General features: G+C 59.7%; 18 protein-coding genes. 9 read left to right on the top strand and 9 right to left on the bottom strand.

Annotated features, from left to right (window positions below; genetic code table 11):
- The first annotated feature begins 57 nt into the window (after positions 1 to 57).
- The 6 genes from ACZCWR_RS29330 (at position 58) to ACZCWR_RS29355 (ending at position 6,201) form a co-directional block, all read left to right on the top strand.
- Positions 58 to 531, top strand: coding sequence for an RbsD/FucU family protein (locus ACZCWR_RS29330; protein WP_487305175.1), 474 nt, complete (start codon positions 58 to 60; stop codon positions 529 to 531).
- Positions 528 to 1,463, top strand: coding sequence for a ribokinase (gene rbsK, locus ACZCWR_RS29335; protein WP_487305176.1), 936 nt, complete (start codon positions 528 to 530; stop codon positions 1,461 to 1,463). Before ACZCWR_RS29330 ends, rbsK begins: the two co-directional genes overlap by 4 nt.
- A complete protein-coding gene (locus ACZCWR_RS29340) occupies positions 1,460 to 2,500 on the top strand; it encodes an ABC transporter permease (RefSeq protein WP_487305177.1) in 1,041 nt (346 codons plus the stop codon). The genes rbsK and ACZCWR_RS29340 overlap by 4 nt, the downstream gene beginning before the upstream one ends.
- A 46-nt stretch (positions 2,501 to 2,546) precedes the next feature.
- A complete protein-coding gene (locus tag ACZCWR_RS29345) occupies positions 2,547 to 3,551 on the top strand; it encodes a substrate-binding domain-containing protein (protein ID WP_487305178.1) in 1,005 nt (334 codons plus the stop codon).
- Between the two features lie 62 nt (positions 3,552 to 3,613).
- Positions 3,614 to 5,143, top strand: coding sequence for a sugar ABC transporter ATP-binding protein (locus ACZCWR_RS29350; RefSeq protein ID WP_487305179.1), 1,530 nt, complete (start codon positions 3,614 to 3,616; stop codon positions 5,141 to 5,143).
- Positions 5,140 to 6,201, top strand: a complete 1,062-nt coding sequence (locus ACZCWR_RS29355) for an ABC transporter permease (RefSeq protein WP_487305180.1) — start codon at positions 5,140 to 5,142, stop codon at positions 6,199 to 6,201. Before ACZCWR_RS29350 ends, ACZCWR_RS29355 begins: the two co-directional genes overlap by 4 nt.
- Before the next feature lie 872 nt (positions 6,202 to 7,073).
- On the opposite strand, the gene ACZCWR_RS29360 is transcribed toward ACZCWR_RS29355, so the two are convergent.
- From ACZCWR_RS29360 to ACZCWR_RS29385, 6 genes are all read right to left on the bottom strand, one after another.
- Positions 7,074 to 7,799: a DeoR family transcriptional regulator gene (locus ACZCWR_RS29360; protein ID WP_487305181.1), complete on the bottom strand. Its 726-nt coding sequence runs from the start codon at positions 7,797 to 7,799 to the stop codon at positions 7,074 to 7,076.
- Between the two features lie 186 nt (positions 7,800 to 7,985).
- A complete protein-coding gene (locus ACZCWR_RS29365) occupies positions 7,986 to 8,927 on the bottom strand; it encodes a substrate-binding domain-containing protein (protein WP_487305182.1) in 942 nt (313 codons plus the stop codon).
- Positions 8,928 to 8,977: 50 nt separating this feature from the next.
- On the bottom strand, positions 8,978 to 10,003 hold the full coding sequence (locus ACZCWR_RS29370) for an ABC transporter permease (RefSeq protein ID WP_487305183.1): 1,026 nt from the start codon (positions 10,001 to 10,003) through the stop codon (positions 8,978 to 8,980).
- Between the two features lie 20 nt (positions 10,004 to 10,023).
- Positions 10,024 to 11,535, bottom strand: a complete 1,512-nt coding sequence (locus ACZCWR_RS29375) for a sugar ABC transporter ATP-binding protein (RefSeq protein WP_487305184.1) — start codon at positions 11,533 to 11,535, stop codon at positions 10,024 to 10,026.
- Positions 11,536 to 11,546: 11 nt separating this feature from the next.
- On the bottom strand, positions 11,547 to 12,275 hold the full coding sequence (locus ACZCWR_RS29380) for a GntR family transcriptional regulator (RefSeq protein ID WP_487305185.1): 729 nt from the start codon (positions 12,273 to 12,275) through the stop codon (positions 11,547 to 11,549).
- Between the two features lie 91 nt (positions 12,276 to 12,366).
- A complete protein-coding gene (locus ACZCWR_RS29385) occupies positions 12,367 to 13,620 on the bottom strand; it encodes a cation:proton antiporter (protein ID WP_487305186.1) in 1,254 nt (417 codons plus the stop codon).
- A 279-nt stretch (positions 13,621 to 13,899) separates the two neighbouring features.
- Between ACZCWR_RS29385 and ACZCWR_RS29390 the strand changes: the two genes are divergently transcribed.
- Entirely contained in the window at positions 13,900 to 15,294 is a 1,395-nt protein-coding gene (locus tag ACZCWR_RS29390; RefSeq protein WP_487305187.1) for a glycosyl hydrolase, read from the top strand.
- A 292-nt stretch (positions 15,295 to 15,586) separates the two neighbouring features.
- Positions 15,587 to 19,639 carry a bifunctional nitrate reductase/sulfite reductase flavoprotein subunit alpha gene (locus ACZCWR_RS29395; protein WP_487305188.1) on the top strand — a complete coding sequence of 1,351 codons (4,053 nt, stop codon included), beginning with the start codon at positions 15,587 to 15,589 and terminating at the stop codon, positions 19,637 to 19,639.
- Between the two features lie 71 nt (positions 19,640 to 19,710).
- On the opposite strand, the gene ACZCWR_RS29400 is transcribed toward ACZCWR_RS29395, so the two are convergent.
- From ACZCWR_RS29400 to ACZCWR_RS29410, 3 genes are all read right to left on the bottom strand, one after another.
- The gene (locus ACZCWR_RS29400) at positions 19,711 to 20,157 is read right to left on the bottom strand and encodes a YjjA family protein (RefSeq protein WP_487305189.1); all 447 of its coding nucleotides are present in this window, start codon (positions 20,155 to 20,157) and stop codon (positions 19,711 to 19,713) included.
- A 157-nt stretch (positions 20,158 to 20,314) separates the two neighbouring features.
- A complete protein-coding gene (locus ACZCWR_RS29405; RefSeq protein WP_487305190.1) occupies positions 20,315 to 21,325 on the bottom strand; it encodes an extracellular catalytic domain type 1 short-chain-length polyhydroxyalkanoate depolymerase in 1,011 nt (336 codons plus the stop codon).
- A gap of 31 nt (positions 21,326 to 21,356) precedes the next feature.
- Positions 21,357 to 21,773, bottom strand: a complete 417-nt coding sequence (locus ACZCWR_RS29410) for a CopG family transcriptional regulator (protein WP_487305191.1) — start codon at positions 21,771 to 21,773, stop codon at positions 21,357 to 21,359.
- A 127-nt stretch (positions 21,774 to 21,900) separates the two neighbouring features.
- Here ACZCWR_RS29410 and ACZCWR_RS29415 point away from each other — a divergent pair, with 127 nt between their 5' ends.
- Positions 21,901 to 22,524 carry an FMN-dependent NADH-azoreductase gene (locus ACZCWR_RS29415; protein ID WP_487305192.1) on the top strand — a complete coding sequence of 208 codons (624 nt, stop codon included), beginning with the start codon at positions 21,901 to 21,903 and terminating at the stop codon, positions 22,522 to 22,524.
- Positions 22,525 to 22,538: the final 14 nt, after the last annotated feature.

A 22,538-nucleotide genomic window follows, 5' to 3' on the forward strand; every position in this document is an offset into this window, starting at 1 on the left:
CGCATTCATCGGGCGCAGATCTCGACACGAGACGCGCCCACGCATGGAGGAGACGCTGTGCTTAAGAATATCGATCCGCTGTTGAACGCCGACATCCTCTACGCTCTGGCCGCAATGGGGCACGGCGACGAAGTGGTGATCTGCGACGCGCATTTTCCCGCTGATTCTGTAGCGCGTAAAACGGTGCTGGGCCGCGTGCTGCGCGTGGATGGCGCGAGCGCGCCGCGTGCCGTGCGCGCGGTGTTGTCCGTGCTGCCGCTCGATACGTTCGTGGATGATCCCGCAGGCCGCATGGAAGTCGTCGGCGATGCAAAGACTCTGCCCGCGGTGCAACAAGAAGCACAACGCGAAGTGAATGAGGCAGAAGGCCGCGAAACACGCTTCGCGTCCATCGAACGCTTCGCTTTCTATGAGCGCGCAAAGAACGCTTACTGCGTGATCGCGACAGGCGAAGCGCGCGGTTACGGTTGCTTCATCTTCAAGAAGGGCGTGCAACTCGCGCCCGATGCAGCCGTTGGAGATGCGCGATGAAAAAGAGCGTCGTCATTCTCGGCATCTACGTGACGGACCTCGCGTTCCGCGCGCAACGCATGCCTTTGCTCGGCGAGACCGTCGCGGGTTCCGCGTTCAAGATGGGCCCGGGCGGCAAGGGCTCGAATCAGGCGGTGGCGGCCGCGCGCGCGGGTGCGGATGTGATCTTCTGCACGCGCATCGGCGCCGATGCGTTCGGCGAGATCGCGCAGGCTACATGGAGCGCGGAAGGCATCACGTCGCGCGCCACGGTCATGCAGGACACGGCCACGGGCGCAGCGCACATCTACGTCGATGAAAACACCGGGGGCAATGCGATCATCGTTGCTGCGGGCGCGGCGGGTACGCTCGGGCCTGAAGACGTGGACAAGATCGAAGACGATATCGCGCGAGCGGGCGTGTTCGTCACTCAACTCGAACAACCGATCCCGGCTGCGCAGCGCGGGCTCGAACTCGCGCGCAAACATGGCGTCATCACCGTGTTCAACCCCGCGCCCGCGATGCCGCTCACCGACGACATCTATCCGCTGTGCGACTACATCACGCCGAACGAAACAGAGGCGGCCGCGTTGACTGGCATAGAAATCAGTAATCCCGATGATGCACGCCGTGCCGCCGACGTGTTGCTCGACAAGGGCGCACGCGCGGTCATCGTGACCCTGGGCGAAGCAGGCGCGCTGCTGCATACGCGTGAAGAATCGACGCTCGTTCCCGCATTCAAGTGCGGACGTGTAGTAGAAACCGCAGGCGCAGGCGACGGCTTCACAGGCGGTTTCGCCGCAGCATTGGCACGCGGCGAAAGCCCGCAAGATGCCGTGCGCTTCGGCTGCGCACTCGCCAGTCTCTCAGTAACGCGCCCCGGCACCGCGCCTTCCATGCCGCGTCTCGAAGAAATCAACGCCGTGCTCAAGGAAGGGAGCGTGTTGCAATGAAAGCGTCGAAGTGGCTCGCCGACCGGCAGTTCAACTTTCTGATCGGCGCGAACCTGTTGGTGGTGATCGTCGCGACCGTGCTCTCGCATGGGCAGTTTCTCGACATCGATAATCTTCAGTCGATGGGCGGACAGTTGCCCGAGTTGGGCTTGCTCGCGCTCGGCATCATGCTGTCGATGGTGTCGGGCAATGGCGGTATCGATCTGTCGGGCGTGGGGCTCGCGAATCTATCGGGCATGGTCGCGGCCATGATGTTGCCGCACATGGTTTCCGCCGATGATTCGCCAGCGCTTTATACAGGCGTGTTCGTGTGCATCGTCGTGATCGTCGGTGCGATCGGCGGCTTGCTCAATGGCGTTGTTATCGCACGTCTAAGACTCACGCCGATTCTCTGCACGCTCGGCACGCAACTGCTTTTCACGGGCATTTCCGTGGTATTGAGCAATGGCGCATCGGTGCGCGTCGAATATGTCGATCCGCTTTCGAACATCGGCAACGGCACCTTCCTGCAAGTGCCGATCTCGTTATGGATCTTCGTCGCCGCAGTGTTGTTGCTTGGTTGGATACTGCGACGCACGCCGTTCGGCTTGCGACTCTATCTTATGGGCACGAATCCCAAGGCCGCGTTTTATGCGGGCATTCCGCGCGCACGCATGCTGATTCTCACGTATGGCATGTGCGGCGTGCTCGCATCGCTCGCAGGCCTGATTAGCGCGACGCATACGTCCAGCGCGAAATGGGACTACGGCAATTCGTATCTGCTGATCGCCATCCTGATCGCGGTGATGGGCGGCGTGAATCCGGCGGGCGGCTATGGGCGTATCGTCTGTGTGTTTTTGGCCGCCACGGTGCTGCAATTTCTGTCGAGCCTCTTTAATCTCTTGGGTGTCTCGCAGTTTTTTGGCGATTGCGCCTGGGGCTTTTTGCTGCTGTTGTCGCTGGCGTTTGCCGGTGGCGAGCGTGTGCGCGCGATCTTCGGCATGAAGGGCGCACCGCCCACGCCGAAGGTGCCGCCGCCTGCATCGACGGGACGTTGAACGTTTTTTATCGCCTTCCATCATTCGAAACAAAAAGGAGACTGCAATGAAACTGAATAAACTCGGCACCGCGCTCACGGCGGTCGCACTCGCAGCGGGCGCAATCGCCGCCGCGCAGGCCGCGACGAATGAGACCATCGTGACGGTCGTGAAGGTCACGGGCATCAACTGGTTCAATCGCATGGATGAAGGCGTGAAGGAGTTCGGCAAGGAAAACCCGAACATCAATGCGTATCAGACCGGACCGGGACGCGCGGACGCGGCGCAGCAACTCAAGATCATCGAAGACTTGATCGCGAAGAAAGTCACTGCAATTGCAGTGGTTCCGTACGATCCGCCGACGCTCGAACCCGCGCTCAAGAAGGCGATGGATCGCGGCATCAAGGTGGTCACGCACGAAGCGGACAACGCCAAGAACACGATGGTCGATATCGAAGCCTTCGATAATTCGGCTTATGGTGCGGGCCTGAACGAACGTCTGGCCAAGTGCATGGGTCAGCAAGGCAAATGGGCCGTGCTGGTCGGCTCGCTCGGTAGCCGCTCGCAAGTGCAATGGGCCGATGGCGGTATCAATAACGCGAAGGCCAAGTATTCGAAGATGGATCTGGTCGAGCCTAAGCTCGAAACCAATAACGATGGTGAACGCGCGTATCAGGTCGCGAAGGAAGTGTTGCGCAAGCATCCGGATTTGACGGGCTTTCAAGGCTCGTCGTCGCTGGATGTGATTGGCATTGGCCGCGCGGTGGAAGAGGCGGGCAAGGTCGGAAAGATCTGCGTGTATGGCACGGGCCTGCCGACAGAAGCCGCCAAGTTCCTCGAAAGCGGTGCGATCAATGGCATTGCATTCTGGGATCCTAAGCTTGCTGGTTTGGCGATGAACAAGGTCGCGCAAATGCTCGTCGATGGCAAGGAAGTGCAGAATGGCGCGGACCTGGGCATCGTCGGCTATAACAAAGTTACCGTCAGCAAGGGTCCGGGCAAGGGCGTGATCGTGCGCGGCACCGGCTGGGTGGACGTCGACAAGACGAACTACAAGAACTACAACTTCTGATGATGTGATGTTCGCGGCGCGGGCTTCGATGTGAAGCGCGCGCCGCATGAACGACATAAGCCATGACCCAAGAGACACCGCTCCTCGAAGTCGTCGATATTCATAAACGCTTTACCGGCGTGTATGCGCTGCGTGGCGTGAGTCTTTCGTTCCAACGCGGGCAGATTTATCACTTGCTCGGCGAGAACGGCTGCGGCAAGAGCACGCTCATCAAGATCATCTCAGGCGCGCAGCCGCCGGATGAAGGCGAACTTGTCATTGAAGGCGCGCGGCACAGCAAGCTTTCGCCGCTCGAATCGCTTGCGGCGGGCATCGAGACCGTTTATCAGGATCTCTCACTATTGCCCAACATGAGTGTGGCGGAGAACGTCGCGCTGACCGCCGAACTCGCCACGCATGCGGGCAAGCTCGCGCGCACGTTCGACCGACGCGCACTCGCTGCCACCGCCGCGCGCGCGCTCGAAGCGGTCGGCCTGCCGGGCGATGCCGATTTTCAAAAGACGCTCATCGAGCAATTGCCGCTTGCCACGCGTCAGTTGGTCGCTATCGCGCGCGCTATCGCGAGCGAGGCGAAGTTCGTCATCATGGACGAGCCGACGACATCGCTTACGCAAAAGGAAGTGGACAATCTGATCGCCGTGCTGGCGAAATTGCGCGCGGATGGTGTTGCAGTGCTGTTCGTGAGCCATAAGCTCGACGAATGCTATGCCATTGGCGGCGAAGTGATCGTGCTGCGCGACGGTCAGAAAATGGCGCAAGGGCCGATCGAGAATTACACCAAGGCGCAGATCAGCGAACTCATGACGGGTAAGCATCTTTCGACGGAACGCTATCGCGCGGACGGCGAAGAAAGCGCGCCGCAGATCGTGCTCGATGTTCAGGGATTGGGCCGCAAAGGCCAGTTCTCCGAAGTATCCTTCAAACTGCACAAGGGCGAGATTCTTGGCGTCACCGGTTTGCTCGATTCAGGCCGCAACGAACTGGCGCGCGCGCTTGCCGGCGTCGCGCCCGCCGACATGGGCACAGTCACGCTCGACGGCAATCGCGTGCGTCTGCAATCGCCCGCCGATGCCAAGCTCCAACGCATCGGCTACGTGCCGGAAGACCGCCTGAACGAAGGGCTTTTTCTCGACAAGCCGATTCGCGACAACGTGATCACCGCGATGATTTCGAGCCTGCGCGACCGCTTTGGCCAGATCGACAGAACGCGCGCGCAGGAATTGGCAGAACGCACCGTGAAGGACTTGCAGATCGCCACGCCCGATGTGGACAAGCCGGTGCAATCGCTTTCGGGCGGCAATCAGCAACGCGTGCTGATCGGCCGGTGGCTTGCTATCGATCCGCGCGTGCTGATTCTGCACGGGCCGACAGTCGGCGTGGATGTGGGATCGAAGGACATCATTTACCGCATCATGCAGCGGCTTTCGAAGGAGGGCATCGGTATCGTGCTGATCAGCGACGATCTGCCCGAGCTGCTGCAGAACTGCGACCGTATCCTCATGATGAAGAAAGGCCGCATTGCGAGCGAATATCGCGCCGACCGCATGAGCGAGGCCGAGCTTTATCACGCATTACTTTCAGAGGCAGCATGAGCATGAGCGAATCCATCCGCCGCACGGGAAGCGAGACGAAAGCGCTGCCGGTCAGCGACGTCACGCCGCGCGTGCGCAAGGGTAATCTTGTCGCGCAACTGATGCGCAATCCTGAATGGTTCACGGTTGGCCTGATCCTGCTGACGTGTCTGGTCGTGGGTAGTATCAATCCGCGCTTCTTTCAGTTTGCGACCTTGTTCGACATGCTGCATTCGGCGACCACGGTATCGCTGTTTGCGCTCGGCACGCTGGTGGTATTGGCATCCGGTGGCATCGACGTATCGTTCACGGCCATTGCTGCATTGACGATGTATTCGATCACCAAGGCAGTGTTCGCGTGGTGGCCCGACTGTCCGTTCGCGTTGATCCTTATCACCGGCGCTATCGGCGGCGTGATATTCGGCGTGATCAACGGCATGCTCGTGCATCGCCTGAAGGCGCCTTCGCTGATCGTGACCATCGGCACGCAGTATCTTTATCGCGGCTTGCTGCTGACCTTCGTCGGCACGCAGTTCTTCATGAACATTCCGCACAGCATGGATACGTTCGGGCAATTGCCGCTGTTCTATTACCGCACATCCGATGGCCTGCGGGCTGTGCTGCCTGTTTCGGTGCTGGCGCTTGTGATCGCAGCCGTGGTGACGTGGTGGCTGCTCAATCGCACGATGATGGGCCGTGGCGTCTATGCAATGGGCGGCAGTCTCGCCATTGCCGAACGTCTTGGCTATAACCTGCGCGCGATTCATCTCTTTGTGTTCGGCTATACCGGTTTGCTTGCGGGCGTCGCGGGCATTTTGCATGTATCGACGAACCGGCTTGCCAATCCGTTCGATCTCGTTGGCACGGAATTGGATGTGATTGCGGCGGTTATTCTCGGCGGTGCGCGTATTACGGGTGGCACGGGAACGGTGGTGGGTACGTTGCTTGGTGTCGTGTTGGTGACGCTTATTAATAGCGTGTTGATTCTTATAGGGGTGCCTAGTACTTGGCAGAAGGTGATTATTGGTGCGTTTATTTTGGTCGCGGGGACGTTGTTTGCGTTGGGGCGTCGGCAGTAGGCAGTTTTTTTGCTGTCGGGTTGGTTTTCTTGTTTTGTCGTGCAAGGGGCTGCTGGTTTTTGGGTCTTTATTGCAGTAGCCGCCTCCCCGGCGGGGGGGTAACTTTCTTTGCTGCTGCAAAGAAAGTCACCAAAGAAAGCAGCTTTTTACCCCATGCACGATGGCTGGAGAGGGTTGGTCTGGATTAACCGATACAGTGGCCGCGTTAGGACGTCCCTCGGTTGGTTAAGCGTACGGGCAACCTAACGATTACGCGCTCGAATCCTTGAGTCTTAGTGGACCGCATTCATTCTTTCGGCCATGCGCTTCGCGCGCCGAGAACGTAAGAACGGAATCCCGCAGCCTATAAGCGCCCAGCCACCTCACACCGCACCGCTATATCGTTATTCGGCCCTACCTTGGCAAGTACTTCTGGGCAAAGCGCTCACACCAACGCAAGTCAACTTTTAGTCGGAGCACTAACCAAGGTAGGACCGAATAGCAATCTTGCGGAGAAGTTTAATGTGGCTGGGCGCTGATAGGCTGCGGGATTCCGTCCTAAAGCTCTCGGCGCGCGCAGCGCATGGCCGATTGAATGAGCGCGGTCCACTAACGCCAAAGAATTCGAGCGCGAAATCGCCAGGTTGCCTAAGCGGCTCGTTATGCGTGGCAAGTCCTATTGCGGCCACTGTATCGTTAATTCAGGCCACACTTTCCAGCCAGCGTGCATGGTGTAAAAAGCTGCTTTCTTTGGTGACTTTCTTTGCAGCAGCAAAGAAAGTTACCCCCCCGCCGGGGAGGCGGCTACTGCAATAAAACCCCAAACAACAGCAGCCCCTTGCACGCAACACCTAACCTGACGCTACCCGATAGCACCAGCTAGATAAAACCACTCAAGCGCGGCTATTAAGCGCCTGTCCCGCCTCCGTGATAACCGAATCGAATTCGGAAAGCTGAGAAAACCGCACAGCCTTGACCTTACCGAACTTGCTCGCATCCACCACAAGATGACGTTTCACCGCACTCGCCATCGCCGCCTGTTTAATGGCGACCTCATGAAAGTTCCAGCACGTGACACCACGCGCTTCATCCACACCGCCCGCCGACATGAACGCCTGATTGATGCCCATGCGCCTGAGCGTCTCCACGCTTTCATCGCTCGCGAACGATTCCGACGAAGGCACGTAGACGCCGCCAAGCAGAATCATGCGCACGTTCGGCTTGCGCCGCAAAATTTCCGCGACATTGAGCGAATAGCACACGACGGTGAGATGCATCTCCGCCGGAATCTGCCGCGCGAGCGTGGTAAGCGTGGTGCCGCAATCGATGAAGATGGTTTCGCTATCAACAAGCAACCGCGCCGCTTGAGTAGACGCAATGGCCTTCGCCTGCGCGAAATGATCCTTCTCTTCCTCGATGGTATAGCCCGCGTCATTGGGGACATCCGCGGCGCTGACGATATAGCCGCCGAGATAGGTGAACTGGCGAGGGTTCGCCGCGATGTCACGCCGTACCGTCATTTCCGATACGCCGAGCAACGCGGCGGCATCGCGCAGACGCATGACGTTCTGTTTTTCCAGCGCGCTCGAAAGCGTGCGCAAGCGGTCGTTCTTGGCCATCGGGGCGGCGCGTTCGAAGCGCTTTCACGCGTGACGCGCGGTGTTAGGTTTTGGTCGTCGATTGAGAGGATTATAACAATGCAAGGGGTGAGGGATGTCGTTTTAAGTGCATGGCACGGGTAAATCCGGACACCATAAAAAAAGGAAGCCTCGGAAGGCTTCCTTTTTCGTGGGCTTATAGAGAAATCAATCGTAGAGCACGGCCGAGATCTTGGGATCGTTCATATTGCTCTTGTCGTACCAGTAAAAGCCGGTATCGACTTTCTTCGGGAGCTTCTCGCCTTTAAGCGCTTTGACCGCCGAATCCACGACACATTTGCCAATGCCAATTGGATTCTGTGTAATGGCTCCAAGCATCAAGCCCGAATTGATATCGTCCTTTTGTTCCTTGCCCGAGTCATATCCGATCAACACGAGCTTCTTGCCGGACTCTTTCACGCCGATGGCCGCGCCTTCCGCCGAACCTTCGTTAGCCCCGAAAATGCCCTTGATATTCGGGTTCGCCTGAATCATTGCCTTGGCGATTTCAGCCGACTTCAAGTGGTCGCCGCCGCCGTATTGCACCGACACGATCTTGATGTTCGGATGCTTCGATTTCATCTCGTTGAGAAAGCCGTCGCGCCGGTCCACGCCGGTACGGCTCGTCTGGTCATGCACGATCAAACCCACTTCGCCCGCATTGCCGATGGCGTCGGCCATCTTGTCGGCGGCGAGCGCGGCGGCGGCGAGATTGTCCGTGGCGCACGTGGTCAAGGGAATGTCGCCATCCACGCCCGAGTCGAACGCGATGATCGGAATCTTGTTGTTCTGCGCGCGCTTGAGCAACGGAATGGCGGCCTTGCTGTCCAGCGCCGCGATGCCGATGGCCTGCGGCTTCTTGGCAAGCGCAGCGGAAAGCATGTCGATTTGTTTATCGACCATGGCTTCCGTCTCCGGGCCTTCGAAGGTAATCCTAACCTTTTGTTCCTTAGCCGATTGCTCGGCGCCGGCCTTCACCGCTTGCCAGAACTGATGCTGAAAGCCCTTGGAAATAAGCGGAATATACGGCTCGTCCGCGTGGCTCACGGTTGCCGCGCCCATCGACACGCTCGCTGCAATCAGGACGCTCAGGATTTTTCTTTTCGACATGGTGGTTCTCCTCCAGAGGGTTGGCCTCGTTGTATGAATCTCCGAATACTTCAGCTTTTGCGGCGGCGCAGAATGTCCGCATACACCGCGAGAATAATGATGAGACCGGTCACCACGATCTGCCACTCCTGCGCCACCGACAGAATGCGCAGACCGTTGGTCAGCACGCTCATGATGAACGCGCCGATGATCGTGCCAAGTATCGTTCCCGAGCCGCCCGAAAGGGACGTGCCGCCGATCACCACTGCTGCGATGGCATCGAGTTCATAGCCTTGTCCGAGCGCCGGTTGCGCCGAATTCAGGCGTGATGCAATCAGCAAACCCGCGATACCGCAAATCGCACCGCCAAGCCCGTAAATACCTATTTTCCAGCGGTCCACGTTCACGCCGGACAAACGCACGGCTTCTTCGTTGCTGCCGAGCGCGAAGGTATAACGTCCCAACGCAGTGCGGTTCAGCGTGATGGAACTGGCAACCGCTAGGAAGAACAGAATGAGCACGGCATTCGGAATCGGCACGCTCGGCAGGAAGTAGCCGATGAGCGAGTCCTGCGAAATCATGTAGAAGTTTTCGGTGTCAGTGAAGTAGATCGGCTTGTCTGCGGAGACGACGAGCGACAATCCTTTGAGCAGCATCATCATGCCGAGCGTCGCGATAAACGGCGGTATCTTCATCTTGGCCGTGAGCGTGCCGGACACCGTTCCGCACAATGCGCCCGTCACGATGGCCGCAATCACGCCGATCCACATCGGCAAATGCCAGTAAGTGAGGAACACGCCGCAAATCACGGCGGTAAATGTCATCAACGTGCCCACCGACAAATCGATGCCGCCCGTGATGATGACAAACGTCGCGGCAATCGCCAGCACGCCATTCACCGCCGTGGCCTGCAAAATGCCGAGCATGTTGTCCATCTGCATGAACGCGGGCGATGCGAAGCTGAAGAATACGAGCAGCAAGATCAGGCTCGCGAATGCAAGCAGCTTCTGCAAGGCAGTCGGCGAAAAAACGCGCGCGCGCAAACCCGTCGTGCCTTTCTCTCGCGCGACGGTCGCGGTATCGGTGGGTTGGGTCATGGGTTCGGTCTCTTGCGGCTTCAGGCCGCTTTCAGGGTTTCACGCCGCGTCGCGAGCTGCATGATGCGCTCTTGCGTCGCGTCGCTCGAAGACAACTCACCGGTAATGCGTCCCTCGCACATCACGACGATGCGATCGCTCATGCGCAAAATCTCCGGCAATTCGGACGAGATCATCACGATCGCCTTGCCTTGCTGCGCGAGCGAACGAAGGAGCTTGTAGATTTCGCTCTTGGCGCCGACATCGATACCGCGCGTGGGTTCGTCGAAGAACAACACGTCGCAATCGCGCTCAAGCCACTTTGCAATTACGATCTTTTGTTGATTGCCGCCCGAAAGCAGCCGCACGGGTTGCGTGGGCGAGGGCGTGCGTATCGCCAGCAGCTTGATGAAATGCGTGGCTGTCCTACGGATTTTCGCGCGGCGCAGAAACATGCGTGCAGAAAGGAACTTGCCGAGATTCGACATGACGATGTTCGATTCCACGTCCATGCCCGTGGCTAAACCGAAACGCTTGCGGTCTTCGGAGAGATAGCCGATGCCTCGCGCGACCGCATCGCTCGGCCGCTTGATGGAAGCCTTCGCGCCCTTCACGAATATCTCGCCCGATTCCACCGGGTCCGCACCGAAAACTGCGCGCGCCACTTCGGTCCGGCCTGCGCCCATCAAGCCCGCGAAGCCGAGTATCTCGCCGCGTCGCAAGGTGAAACTCACATCGCGCACGAGCGGGCCTGCATTGAGATTGCGCACCTCAAGCGCGACATCGCCCTGATTCGAGCCGCCCAGGAACGACGTGAGATCGGTCAGCGTGCGTCCCACCATCATGCCGATGATCGTCTCCACGCTGGTCTCTTTCGTGTTGACGGTCGCGACATATTCGCCATCGCGCATGATCGTCACGCGGTCCGAGATCTGCTCCAGTTCGTCCATCTTGTGCGAGATATAAACGATGCCGACACCACGTTCCTTCAGTTGCCAGATGATGCGAAACAGTTCGGCAATTTCAGCGTCGTTGAGCGCGGAGGTCGGTTCGTCCATGATGAGCACGCGCGAATCGAAGGACAGCGCCTTGGCGATTTCCACCATCTGCTGACTCGCGACCGTGAGTGTGCCGACGATGGTGCGCGGATCGAGCGCCACATGCATGCGCGCGAGAATATCGCTTGCCTGACGGTTCAATGTGTCTTCATCGAGCAGAAGCCCGAGCATCTTGCGCGGCTCGCGCCCGATGAAAATATTCTGCGCCACCGTCAGATGATTCATCAGTTGCAACTCCTGATGAATGATGCCGATGCCGAGCGCCTGCGCTTCGCCGGGGCTGGTGAAGTCGACCGGCTTGCCGTCGATCAGCATCTCGCCAGAATCGCGCGTGTAGACGCCCGCCAAAATTTTCATGAGCGTGGATTTGCCCGCGCCGTTTTCGCCCATCAATGCATGCACTTCGCCGGGCAGAAGATCGAAGCGCACTTCATGCAGCGCGCGCACGCCGGGAAAGCGCTTGCAGAGTTGGTTGACTGAGATGAGAGGCGTCATCGGAATGTCACTCATGGCGCGAAGATGTCGGGGCGTTCATGTGCCGCGCGGCGAAGCTCGTTCACCACTTGCGCGAGATGATCATGCATGGCCTTGGCGGCGGAATCGGCGCGGCCGTTTTTGATGGCATCGAAAATATGTTGATGTTCGTCGAGCGTATGCACGATGCGCTCGGGACTCGCGACAAGCTGGCGCGCCCGATCCAGCGCACTGCGCGATACCGCGACGATCTCTTTCACGCGCGGCAGGCTGATCGCATCGAGCAGAATTTCGTGGAAGGCGAGGTCGAGTGTGTGAAACGCCAGGCGCTGACCGCTTTTCACGGAGGCACGCTGCTGATCGAGATTAAGCGCGAGGGCATCGATCGTGGCCTTGTCGTGCGTGGCGGCCACACTGCGCACGGTCTCGACTTCGAGCGCGCTGCGAATGAACAAGTGCTGATGAATGTCTTCGAGGGCAATGGGCCTCACGCGCGTGCCACGCTGCGGCAACACTTCGACTAGCCCCGCATGCGCGAGCCGCGCCAAGGCAGCAGAAACCGGAAAGCGCGACACACCCATGCGTTCGCAGACCGCGAGCTTGTCGATCATCAAACCCGGCTCGAAAGCCAGCGTGAGAATGGCGTCTTTCAACGCTTCTTCGACGGCATCCGTCAGGCTGCCCCGGTCGCCGCTTTTCGCTTTGCGCAGTGCATCATACGGAGTGCTGATGACGCTTGCCGGATCGGACGAAGTGCTCACGCGCGCCTGGAATCACCGTTGAAGATGCTAGCATGCTAGAAAGCAAGGCACGCTTTGTCAACGCGTGATAACGCTAGGTTAAGCGGCGTCTCTAAGTGTGGGAAATGCGGTCTTGGCAAGCCTGTCGCCGCACGATCCAATTGAATAGCGGCGTGGCCATAAGCGTGCTGACTACGGCCATCAATACGAGAATAGAGAACAGGCCCGGCAGAATCACGCCCGCCGCGAGCCCGATGTTAATGATGATGAGCTCCATCAAACCGCGTGCGTTCATGAGCGCGCCGATCGCCATGGCATCGCCGGAAGGTTCGCCGTTCATGCGCGCGGCGGCCCAGCATGCGATCCCCTTTCCGCCGAACGAAGCCAGCAAGATGGCGATGGCCGCAGCCATGATGGCCGGGTCCATCAGCATGTCCAGACGCGTGTTCAAGCCGGAGTAGGTGAAGAACATCGGCAAGAGAAAGACCCCCACGAAGGGTTGCAGCATCTCGCGTAGCTTTTCCGTGAGCGGTCCGCGCGGCAAGGCCACGCCGAGCAGGAAGCCGCCGAATACAGCATGAATGCCGATGGCGTCCATCGCAAAGGCGCACAGGCAGAACAGCGCGAGCACCACGGCCAGCACGCTATGCGGCAAGGGCAAGTCCGCATGTAGTCCGCTCGCGAGCCGCGCAAGCAGCTTGTGTCCCGCGAAGATCATGAACACTGCGAACGCAGCACCGCCGCCGATGGCCGCATAGGCGCTCATCCACGAGCCGCCGAAGCTCGCGAGCACGATGGCGAGAATGCACCACGCGGCGGCATCGTCGAATGCGCCTGCTGTCAATGCCAGCGTGCCGAGCGACGTCCCCGCCAGCCCGCGTTCGTGAATGATGCGCGCGAGCATGGGAAACGCCGTGATGGCGATGGCCGCGCCCAAAAACAGCGACGCTTCGAACACCCGCGTCTTCACGGCGAACAATCCCGGAATGGTGTGAAGCCACGGCGCGAGCGCGAACGCAAGCACAAACGGCACGACGATGCCCGCGACCGACACGCTCATGGCGCTGCGTGCGCGCGCGCGAAACTGGTCCGCGCGAAACTCGGTTCCCACCAGAAACATATAGAGACCAACGCCGAGTTGCGCGGCCACGTAGAGCATGCCCATGGTCGCTTTAGGAAAGAGCGCCTGCTGCCAATGCGGCAGCACGAGCCCAAACAGCGATGGCCCGAGCAACACGCCCGCGATCATCTCACCGACCACCTGCGGCTGACCCACGCGCCGGGCCAGTTTGCCGACGCATTGACTCGCGAGCACGATCACGGCGGCCTGAAGAAAGAAGAAAACGGAAAGCTGGGAAATGGGCATTGGACAAGATCGTATTCAGTTGTCGCGGAAGTCTGACGGTGACCCGGAACGCTTGTCAATGCGCGAAACCGGCAAAAGTTACGTTCGTCACGAAAACTTCCCGGAAACATTTCGCCCGATCGCACTAAACCTTGGGCACAGGTCGCCGTTAATTTTCATGTAAGCAAGGCGAAAGAAGTCTTGCGACAAGGAGACCTTCCGAAGCGGTGCAATCGCGCATCCATCGCGAACCGATCGTGTACCGCGCTCATTCATGTATTTCGTATCCCTGATAAAAATATGAAAGACCAGACCAACCAATCTACGGGCATCTTTCGCGCGCCAAAGGCGAGCATGATCGCCGCCGCGATATTCGCCGGCCTGCTTCTGACCGCATGCGGTGGCGGTGGCAGCGATGCATTCGACGTGGGCTCCACCGCGAAAGCCGCAGCAGCCGTCGCGAGCACCAGCGGTCCTGCATTTCAGATCAACGCGCCCTTGCCGAACGCAGAACTCAATGGCACGGTCGTCGTGAAAGGACCGCTCGCCACGAACTGGACGAACGTCACTGCTATCGACAAGCACACGGGCAAGACGGTCGCGAACGTGACGCCATCGGGCGGCTCCTTCCTGACCAACTACGACACGACCAACCTCTCGAACGGCGCGCATACGTGGGAGTTCACGGCGACCAACAGCAAGACGGGCGCGAAGTCGGTGTTGAGCGTCAACGTGAACGTCTATAACATCGCGGGCGCGAAAGCGGATATGAGCAAGCGCATTTTCTACGGCGCGAACGGCCACAACAACGGCGGCGGCGCTTATGGCCTTTCTTCGCCCGCGCTTCAGCTTCAGCAGTTGCAGGACTTGCATGTGAAGCTGTATCGCAACGAGGTGTATAACCTGGCCTCGGCGAACAAGCTCGCGGGAATCGCCGCGACCATGGCCGAAGGCGGCGTGACGGTGTATCCGGTCCTGCTGAGCGGTATCAGCGCGCGCTCGAACGAACAGGACGCGTACAACGTCGGTTATACGCTCGGTCAGCAAACGGCCACTGCCAGAAAATATCCGTACTACGAAGTTAGCAACGAACTTGGCGCGCAAGCTATTGCCGGTAATGTCGATGGCGTTTATCCGCAGCAGTTCGACAACGCGAAATATCAGAAGGCGCGCGGCGTGATCCGCGGCATGATCGCGGGCATTCGCTCGGTGGACCCGCATGGCAAGATCGTCATCGGCGGGGATACGTGGCTGCATTACGGCTTCTATCAGATGCTCGCGAACGGCACGCAGCCGGACGGCACGACGGGGCATCCCATCGTGAACTGGGACATCACGGCATGGCACTGGTATTCGGATCAGGGCGATATCACGCGGGCATGCGGGGGCACCGGCTGTCATGACGTGCTGGCCGAGTTGCAGAAGTTCGGCAAGCCGATCTGGATGACGGAATTCGGCGTGCGTCCGTGGCATGGCAGCGACCAGCAAATCGCGGATTACATGGTCGGCACGAAGATGATGGCAGGCTTCCTGTCCGTGGCCGACAAGTACGATATCCAGTCGATTCAGGTCTATCAACTCTATGACGATCCCGAGACCGGCGAAGGCCCGTACGGTCTGATGAAGAACGACGGCAAGACGCTCAAGCCGGCTTACGAGGCATTCAAGCGGTTTGTCGTCGCTAACCCGAAGTAGGGCGTGGGAAGCACGATTTCGGTGCTGCGTCGCACCATCAATGGTGATAGACGCGCGGCATATTGAAGACGGTAAATCGCCGGAAACGCCTTTGTTTAAGGCTTCCCCGGCGACTTAAAGCGCAGATGGCCCGAAAGTTGCCTTGTCATGACGCAACCGGCCCAACGACGGGCCACACGCATCAAAACAGGGAATTCGGACAACGGCGTCCTCGAACCGGCCACGCGGCCTCGTTCGTGGACGCCGTTTTTCTTTTGGAGAGCCAACTGATGTTCGCTGCACGGAGCCATGCATGACGGCCCGAACCGTCGATACGGTCTGCCCATACTGCGGCGTCGGCTGCGGCATGACGCTGCACGTCGAGAACGAACAGGTCATCAAGATTTCCGGCAACAAGGATCATCCGACCAACTTTGGCAGGCTGTGCACGAAGGGTTCTTCCGCACACGTCGCTTTGCGCAAGTCGGGACGGCTGGAGAAAGCATTCGTGAGACGCCGCCGCGCCGACGATCCCGCGCCGATGCTTATAGATCAGGCCATTGCCGACACCGCGCACCGTCTGCGCGCGATCCTCGATGAGCACGGCCCCGATGCACTGTCGTTCTACGTCTCTGGCCAAATGTCGATCGAGGCGCAATACCTCGTCAACAAGCTCGCGAAGGGTTATGTCGGCACGAACAACATCGAGTCGAATTCGCGGCTGTGCATGGCGAGCGCGGGCAGCGGCTACAAGCTCTCGCTGGGTGCAGACGGGCCGCCGGGTTCGTATCAGGACTTCGACCGCGCGGACCTGTTCTTCGTGATCGGCGCGAACATGGCCGACTGTCATCCCATTCTGTTTCTGCGCATGATGGACCGCGTGAAGGCGGGCGCGAAGCTGATCGTAGTGGACCCGCGCCGCAATGCGACTGCCGAGAAGGCGAGTCTTTTCATGCAGATTCGTCCCGGCACCGATCTCGCGCTGCTGAACGGCTTGTTGCATCTGCTGCATGAAAACGGCCATGCAGATGCAGATTTCATCGCGCAGTACACCGAAGGATGGGACGCGATGCCCGCGTTCCTCGCCGACTACACGCCCGCGAAAGTCGCGGAGATGACCGGCATCGACGAGAACGATTTGCGGCAAGCGGCACGCATGATCGGCGACGCGCCCGAGTGGATGAGCTGCTGGACGATGGGCTTGAATCAAAGCACGCACGGCACATGGAACACCAACGCCATCTGCAATCTGCATCTGGCGACGGGCAAGATTTGCCGTCCCGGCAGCGGGCCGTTTTCGCTCACGGGTCAGCCCAATGCAATGGGTGGCCGCGAAATGGGTTACATGGGTCCGGGTTTGCCGGGTCAGCGTTCAGTGCTCGTGGATGACGACCGCGCGTTCGTCGAGAATATCTGGCAAGTGCCGCACGGCACGCTTAAAACGAGCGTGGGCGGCGGCACGATCGAGATGTTCTCGCGCATGGCGGCGGGCGATATCAAGGCGTGCTGGATCGTCTGCACGAATCCGGCGGCAAGCGTTGCAAACAGACAGACCGTGATCGATGGACTGAAGGCCGCTGAGTTCGTCGTCACGCAGGATGCGTTTCTGGACACGGAAACAAACCGTTATGCCGATGTCCTTCTGCCCGGCGCGCTGTGGGCCGAAGCCGAAGGCGTGATGATCAATTCCGAGCGCAACATGACGCTCATGCAAAAAGCCGTCGAGCCACCGGGCGATGCATTGCCCGACTGGCAGATCATCGCGCGTATCGCCTCTGCAATGGGTTATGCCGAAGCCTTCGATTACACGAGCGCCGCCGAAGTCTTCGAGGAAATCAAGCGCTTCTCGAACCCGAAGACCGGCTACGATCTGCGTGGCGCGAGTCATGCACGCCTGCGCGAAACGCCGCTTCAATGGCCGTGCGCGCCCGATGACAAGCATGATCGCAATCCGATTCGCTACGTGAACGAAGCATCCGATAAACGCCTGACATTCCCCACGCCGAACGGACGCGCCGTGTTCTTCGCGCGCCCGCATGTCGCGCCTGCGGAAATACCCGACAATACGTTTCCCGTCGTGCTCAATACGGGTCGCCTTCAGCACCAGTGGCACACCATGACCAAGACCGGCAAGGTGCCGATGCTCAACAAGCTCAATCCCGGTCCGTTCGTGGAACTGCATCCCGAAGATGCGGCGACGCTGAACATCGCGGCTAAGGATCAGGTCGAGATTCGCTCGCGACGCGGGCGCGCGGTGCTGCCCGCTGTCGTCACGGATCGCGTGCGGCCCGGCAACTGCTTCGCGCCCATGCACTGGAACGACATGTTCGGCGATGACCTGTGTATCAACGCGGTCACGAGCGATGCCATCGATCCCATTTCGCAGCAGCCCGAACTCAAATTTTGCGCGGTGAGTCTGAGCCGCGCGGCCGCCGCCGCACCCGTTGAGATTGTTCATCAGGAATCCGATATGTCACGCATCGACGCGCTCGCAGGTCTGCTCGGACTGGGCAATATCGCCACGCCTTCGTTGAGCGAAAGCGATCGCCTGTATCTGAGCGGCTTCGTGAGCGGGTTGCGTGCGACATCCGATACGCAAGCGCGCGGCGTGCCGGTGCTGCCCGCCAATGCGCCGTTTGCACCGGCCACGCGTGTGTGGGTCGATGGCTTGCTCGCGGGCATGTTCAGCCGTGAAGCCATGCCTGCGAATCCAGAAGTGCAGATTGCGCATACGCGGCCCAAGGTCGCGTTTTTGTGGGCATCGCAGACGGGCAACGTGGAATCGCTCGTCGAACGTTATGCCACGCAGTTGATGGAATCGGGCTTTGAGATCCGTACCGCGTGCATGTCCGATCATGCCGTCGAGAATCTGGCGAAGACGCATTATCTGCTTGTGATGACAAGCACCTTCGGCGACGGCGATGCACCCGACAATGGTCAGGACTTCTGGGCTTCGCTCAAGGCCGATTCCGCGCCGCGTCTGGAATCGCTGCATTATGCGGTGTTGGCCTTCGGCGACCGCAACTACGATCAGTTCTGCGGACACGGCCGCAATATCGACCGACGTCTCGCGGAGCTTGGCGCGGTGCGTCTGCTGGAACGCGTGGATTGCGACACCGAGTTCCAGCCCAGCGCGGATGCGTGGATCGAACGCGTGGTGGCACGCATCAAGGAAGACGATGCCGCGCTGCATGCCGTGCCCGCTGAAGGCGCGATACCGGATGTCCTCAAGACCAACGCGAATCATGTCGCGACGAAAACGAAGCCCGCGCCAACACGCCTGCTGCGCAACGTGCGGCTCAATCGCATGGGTGCCTCGAAGGACACGCGCTCGTTCGCGCTCGCCACGGGCGAATCCGGTCTCGACTACGAAGCGGGCGACGCGCTCGGTGTGTGGCCGACCAACTGCCCTGAACTTGTCGATGAACTACTCGTCCTGACGAAGCTCGATGGCCGCGCACCGGTGCAAGTCGCGGGCGTGGGCGACATGTCCCTCGCGGATGCGCTCGGCAGCCACTTCGAAATCGCGCGGCCCAGTGCGGATGCGCTGAACTTCATCGCATCGCGCACACGCGAGAGCGGCTTGCGCAACTTGTTGAGCGAAGAACGCAAGGCGGATCTGCGCTCGTGGCTATGGGGACAACAGTTCGCGGACGTGTTGCATGAATATCCTGCGCACATGTCCGCAGACGAGCTGCTGAGTGTGTTGAGACGCTTGCAGCCGCGTTTATATTCGATCTCGTCCAGCCCGAAGGTGCATATCGGCGAAGTGCATCTGACGGTTTCTGCCGTGCGCTATGACAATGGACGCCGCAAACGCAAGGGCGTGTCGTCGACCTTCCTTGCCGACCGCGCGAACGATGCGAGCATCCCCGTATTCGTGCAGAAAAGCGCGCATTTCCGCCCGCCGCGCGACGGCGATGTGCCGATCATCATGGTCGGTCCCGGCACCGGCGTGGCGCCGTTTCGCGGCTTTCTGCACGAGCGGCGCGCACGCGGCGATACGGGCTGCAACTGGCTTTTCTTCGGCGAACAGCACGCCGCCACGGACTTCTACTATCGCGACGAATTGCAGGCGATGCAGCAAAGCGGCTTGCTCAACCGTTTCGACGCGGCGTTCTCACGCGATCAGCATGAAAAAATCTACGTGCAGGACCGCATGCGCGAGCAGGGCGCGGAACTGTGGTCGTGGCTTCAGGATGGCGCGTCGTTCTATGTTTGCGGCGACGCGAGCCGCATGGCGAAGGACGTGGATGCGGCGCTGCGTCAGATCGTCGCCTCGCATGGCGGTATGTCGGATGAGAAGGCGGCGGATTATGTCGCAACGCTCACGCGAGACAAGCGCTACGTGCGCGACGTGTATTGATTTCGCAAAGCGACGCGGCGGAAACCGCGTCGAAGCTCAACCGCAGCCGCCTGTGAGTCCTGACGCAACGCTTACAAAAGCGACTTGCCTTGCGAAAGAATCTTGTCGCACACCTGCTTCGTGATTTGTTCCTTCAATCCGCCGCCGCTCAAGTCGACTTGTTTGCCGTTGCCGCTGTTAAGAATGCCCTTCGCGCCGTCCGTGTAGCCGCTATCGCTCGACGACGATCCACCGAGCTTGCTCATGAGCCCGTCCTTGACCGACGTGGCATTACCGCCAAGATAGTTGTTCTTGATGCAATACTGCAGCACGCCCGCGACATTGCCCGTGCTATTCGATGTGAGCGAATTGAGCGACATGCCGCTGCCGAGCCCGCCCAGGCTGCTCAATCCGCCGCCGGACCCGCTGTCCTTGCCTTGATTGAGCAGGTTCCCGAGTTGGGCGTGCGCGAGGGGCGCACAGAGCACCGTGGCGGTAAGCAATGCAGTGGCGCAGAGATGGCGCTTCGATAAGGTCATGGTGCCTCCGTTTGGGTAAGTCAGACTCTCACTATAGTTCTTTTGAGGTCGACAATTGTCTTGACCATCGAACGCATGAATAGCCGGTTCAACGATCGACCGCAAAGTTTCAGTGATTGAACGAAGACACCTTTCACGCGACGCAGTTCAACAAAATTCAACGAGCGTGCGCCTGTTCGAGAAAGAACCGCACCATCTCCGCACTGGCATCGGGGCCGCTCGGGTCGGTATAGCTTCCGCTCGATGCACCGCCGGACCACGCATGCGGCGCGCCATGAACGGTCCAGAGTTCCGCTTTCAAGCCGTTCTGCGATGACATGCGCTTCACCGTATGCTTGCGCGCTCCCTGACTTGGATTCGATGCATTCGCCGTCGCTACGAAACCACGCAGCAGTTCATCGGCATTGGCGTAATGCACGGTGGCATCCGCATCGCCGTGAAACACGATAAGCGGGCAGCGTGGCGTTTGTATGTCGCGATGACTCGCGCGGCTCTTGCCGCCACGCATGGCCGCGAGCGCGGAGGGCAGATCGTGCGCGGAGCCGACTGGCAAGCCGGAATGCACGCCAGCGGCGGCGTAAAGATCGGGATAGGTTTGCGCCATGATCGCCGCCATCGCGCCACCGGCCGACAAGCCCGCGACATACACGCGTTTCGGGTCCACCGCGTGGTTCGTCATGATCTCGCGCGTGATGCCTGCGATCAGCAATGGCTCGCCTTGCTCGCGCTGCTGATCGCCCGGCTTGAACCAGTTCCAGCACTTCGATGCATTCGCGCCCTGCGGCTGAATCGGATAAGCGACGATGAAGCCATGCTTTTCCGCGAGCGCATTCATGCGCGTGCCGGCTGCGAAATCGTCGGCGTCCTGTGTGCAGCCGTGCAGCATGACGACGAGCGGCAAAAGACCGGTCCGTTCGCCGCCCGGCACGTAGAGCTTGTAGCTGCGCTGGCCTGCGGCGTTCGTGAAGCGTTGTGTGCTGAAGTGGCCGCGATCTTCTACATCGGCCTTGGGTGCGCGTGCTGATTTGGGCGCCTCCACGACTTCACTCTGCGTGTGCTCGCCATGCATCGCGCGCTTGACGACTTCCGCTGCTGCCGCCGCATCGTTACCTTGAAAGAGCGCGAACGCTTCCTTCATCGAATCGAGAAAACCTTCGTTGAGCTTCATTTTTGTTCCAATTGTTAGGAGAGCGTCGCGGTTATCGGATGCGATCCGCCAGCGCGGCCTTGACGGCCGGCGAAGCATGAAGCGCGCCGCGAACGAGGATCGAATCGATGGTGGCCAGTGCAAGTTCCGGCGATACGTCGGCGGCAATGCTCGCGAGTCCCAGCACTTGAATGCGCAAGCGCTGATTCGCGGCCCGCGCGGCTTCGAGGTCTTCTCTTGAGAAGTACTGAAGCCCGAGCACCAGTTCGCGCCGCGTCACGGTGTCCTTGACGACGGGCGCGTGAATCGACAACTGATTGCGGATTGCCGTGCGAATCAGGTCCGTGCGGTTCGAGTAGAAGCCTTCTTCCACGAGAAGATCGATCTGTCCGAGGTCCACCGGACCCAGGTTGATCGTGATTTTTTCGGTTTCGCTTCCACGCGATCGATCGAGCACTTCTTTTGCCATATTTCTGTCCAACCATCCGGTTACCATCCATATGGATGGTTATAGGCTGATTTCTGGATGGAGTCAACGTTTAATGCGCGGGAGCATTCCTTGCGTTACTGTGACGATGCTCACGACAGGAGGCCCTATGCGGCTGCTTCATGTGATTGCATCACCTCGGACGAAACGCTCGGCGTCGCGGCAGGTCGCGCACGCGTTCATCGAGGCGTGGAAGGCTCGCCATTCCAGCGCCACCATCGACGAACTGAATGTGTGGGAGACCGATCTTCCAGTCTTCGATGGTCCGATTCTGGAGGCGAAGTACGCAGGCATCGAAGGCCGCGAACTCGAACCCGCGCAGGCCGACGCATGGCGCATCGTCCATACGCTGGCGGAACGCTTCAGGCAGGCGGACGTGATTGTGTTCAGCGTGCCTATGTGGAATTTCGGCATTCCCTATCGTCTGAAGCATCTGTTCGACGTCATCTCGCAGAAGGACGTGCTGTTCACATTCGATGAGCGCGGCCTCAACGGCATGTTGAATGACAAGACGGTCGTCACCATCGCGGCGCGCGGCGTGCAACTCGGTGCGGACTTTCCGCCGGATCAGTACGATTTTCAGTCGGCTTATATGACGTGCTGGTCGAAGATGGTCGGCATTACGGATATTCACACGATCAGCGTGGAGAAAACGCTGGCCGGTCCCGAGCAGGATCACGCGTCTCGCGAGGAAGCGAGCGAGAAGGCGCGGGCACTTGCCGCGAGCCTGTAAGCCGAAACATTCGA

The organism is Caballeronia sp. A2-2 (assembly GCF_057612605.2).

Coding starts and splice junctions, on each gene's coding strand:
- ACZCWR_RS29370 (WP_487305183.1), bottom strand. CDS start 10,003: ATGACCCAACCCACCGATACCGCGACCGTCGCGCGAGAGAAAGGCACG.
- ACZCWR_RS29385 (WP_487305186.1), bottom strand. CDS start 13,620: ATGCCCATTTCCCAGCTTTCCGTTTTCTTCTTTCTTCAGGCCGCCGTG.
- rbsK (WP_487305176.1), top strand. CDS start 528: ATGAAAAAGAGCGTCGTCATTCTCGGCATCTACGTGACGGACCTCGCG.
- ACZCWR_RS29365 (WP_487305182.1), bottom strand. CDS start 8,927: ATGTCGAAAAGAAAAATCCTGAGCGTCCTGATTGCAGCGAGCGTGTCG.
- ACZCWR_RS29340 (WP_487305177.1), top strand. CDS start 1,460: ATGAAAGCGTCGAAGTGGCTCGCCGACCGGCAGTTCAACTTTCTGATC.
- ACZCWR_RS29375 (WP_487305184.1), bottom strand. CDS start 11,535: ATGACGCCTCTCATCTCAGTCAACCAACTCTGCAAGCGCTTTCCCGGC.
- ACZCWR_RS29410 (WP_487305191.1), bottom strand. CDS start 21,773: ATGGCAAAAGAAGTGCTCGATCGATCGCGTGGAAGCGAAACCGAAAAA.
- ACZCWR_RS29390 (WP_487305187.1), top strand. CDS start 13,900: ATGAAAGACCAGACCAACCAATCTACGGGCATCTTTCGCGCGCCAAAG.
- ACZCWR_RS29360 (WP_487305181.1), bottom strand. CDS start 7,799: ATGGCCAAGAACGACCGCTTGCGCACGCTTTCGAGCGCGCTGGAAAAA.
- ACZCWR_RS29395 (WP_487305188.1), top strand. CDS start 15,587: ATGACGGCCCGAACCGTCGATACGGTCTGCCCATACTGCGGCGTCGGC.
- ACZCWR_RS29350 (WP_487305179.1), top strand. CDS start 3,614: ATGACCCAAGAGACACCGCTCCTCGAAGTCGTCGATATTCATAAACGC.
- ACZCWR_RS29415 (WP_487305192.1), top strand. CDS start 21,901: ATGCGGCTGCTTCATGTGATTGCATCACCTCGGACGAAACGCTCGGCG.
- ACZCWR_RS29405 (WP_487305190.1), bottom strand. CDS start 21,325: ATGAAGCTCAACGAAGGTTTTCTCGATTCGATGAAGGAAGCGTTCGCG.
- ACZCWR_RS29355 (WP_487305180.1), top strand. CDS start 5,140: ATGAGCATGAGCGAATCCATCCGCCGCACGGGAAGCGAGACGAAAGCG.
- ACZCWR_RS29345 (WP_487305178.1), top strand. CDS start 2,547: ATGAAACTGAATAAACTCGGCACCGCGCTCACGGCGGTCGCACTCGCA.
- ACZCWR_RS29400 (WP_487305189.1), bottom strand. CDS start 20,157: ATGACCTTATCGAAGCGCCATCTCTGCGCCACTGCATTGCTTACCGCC.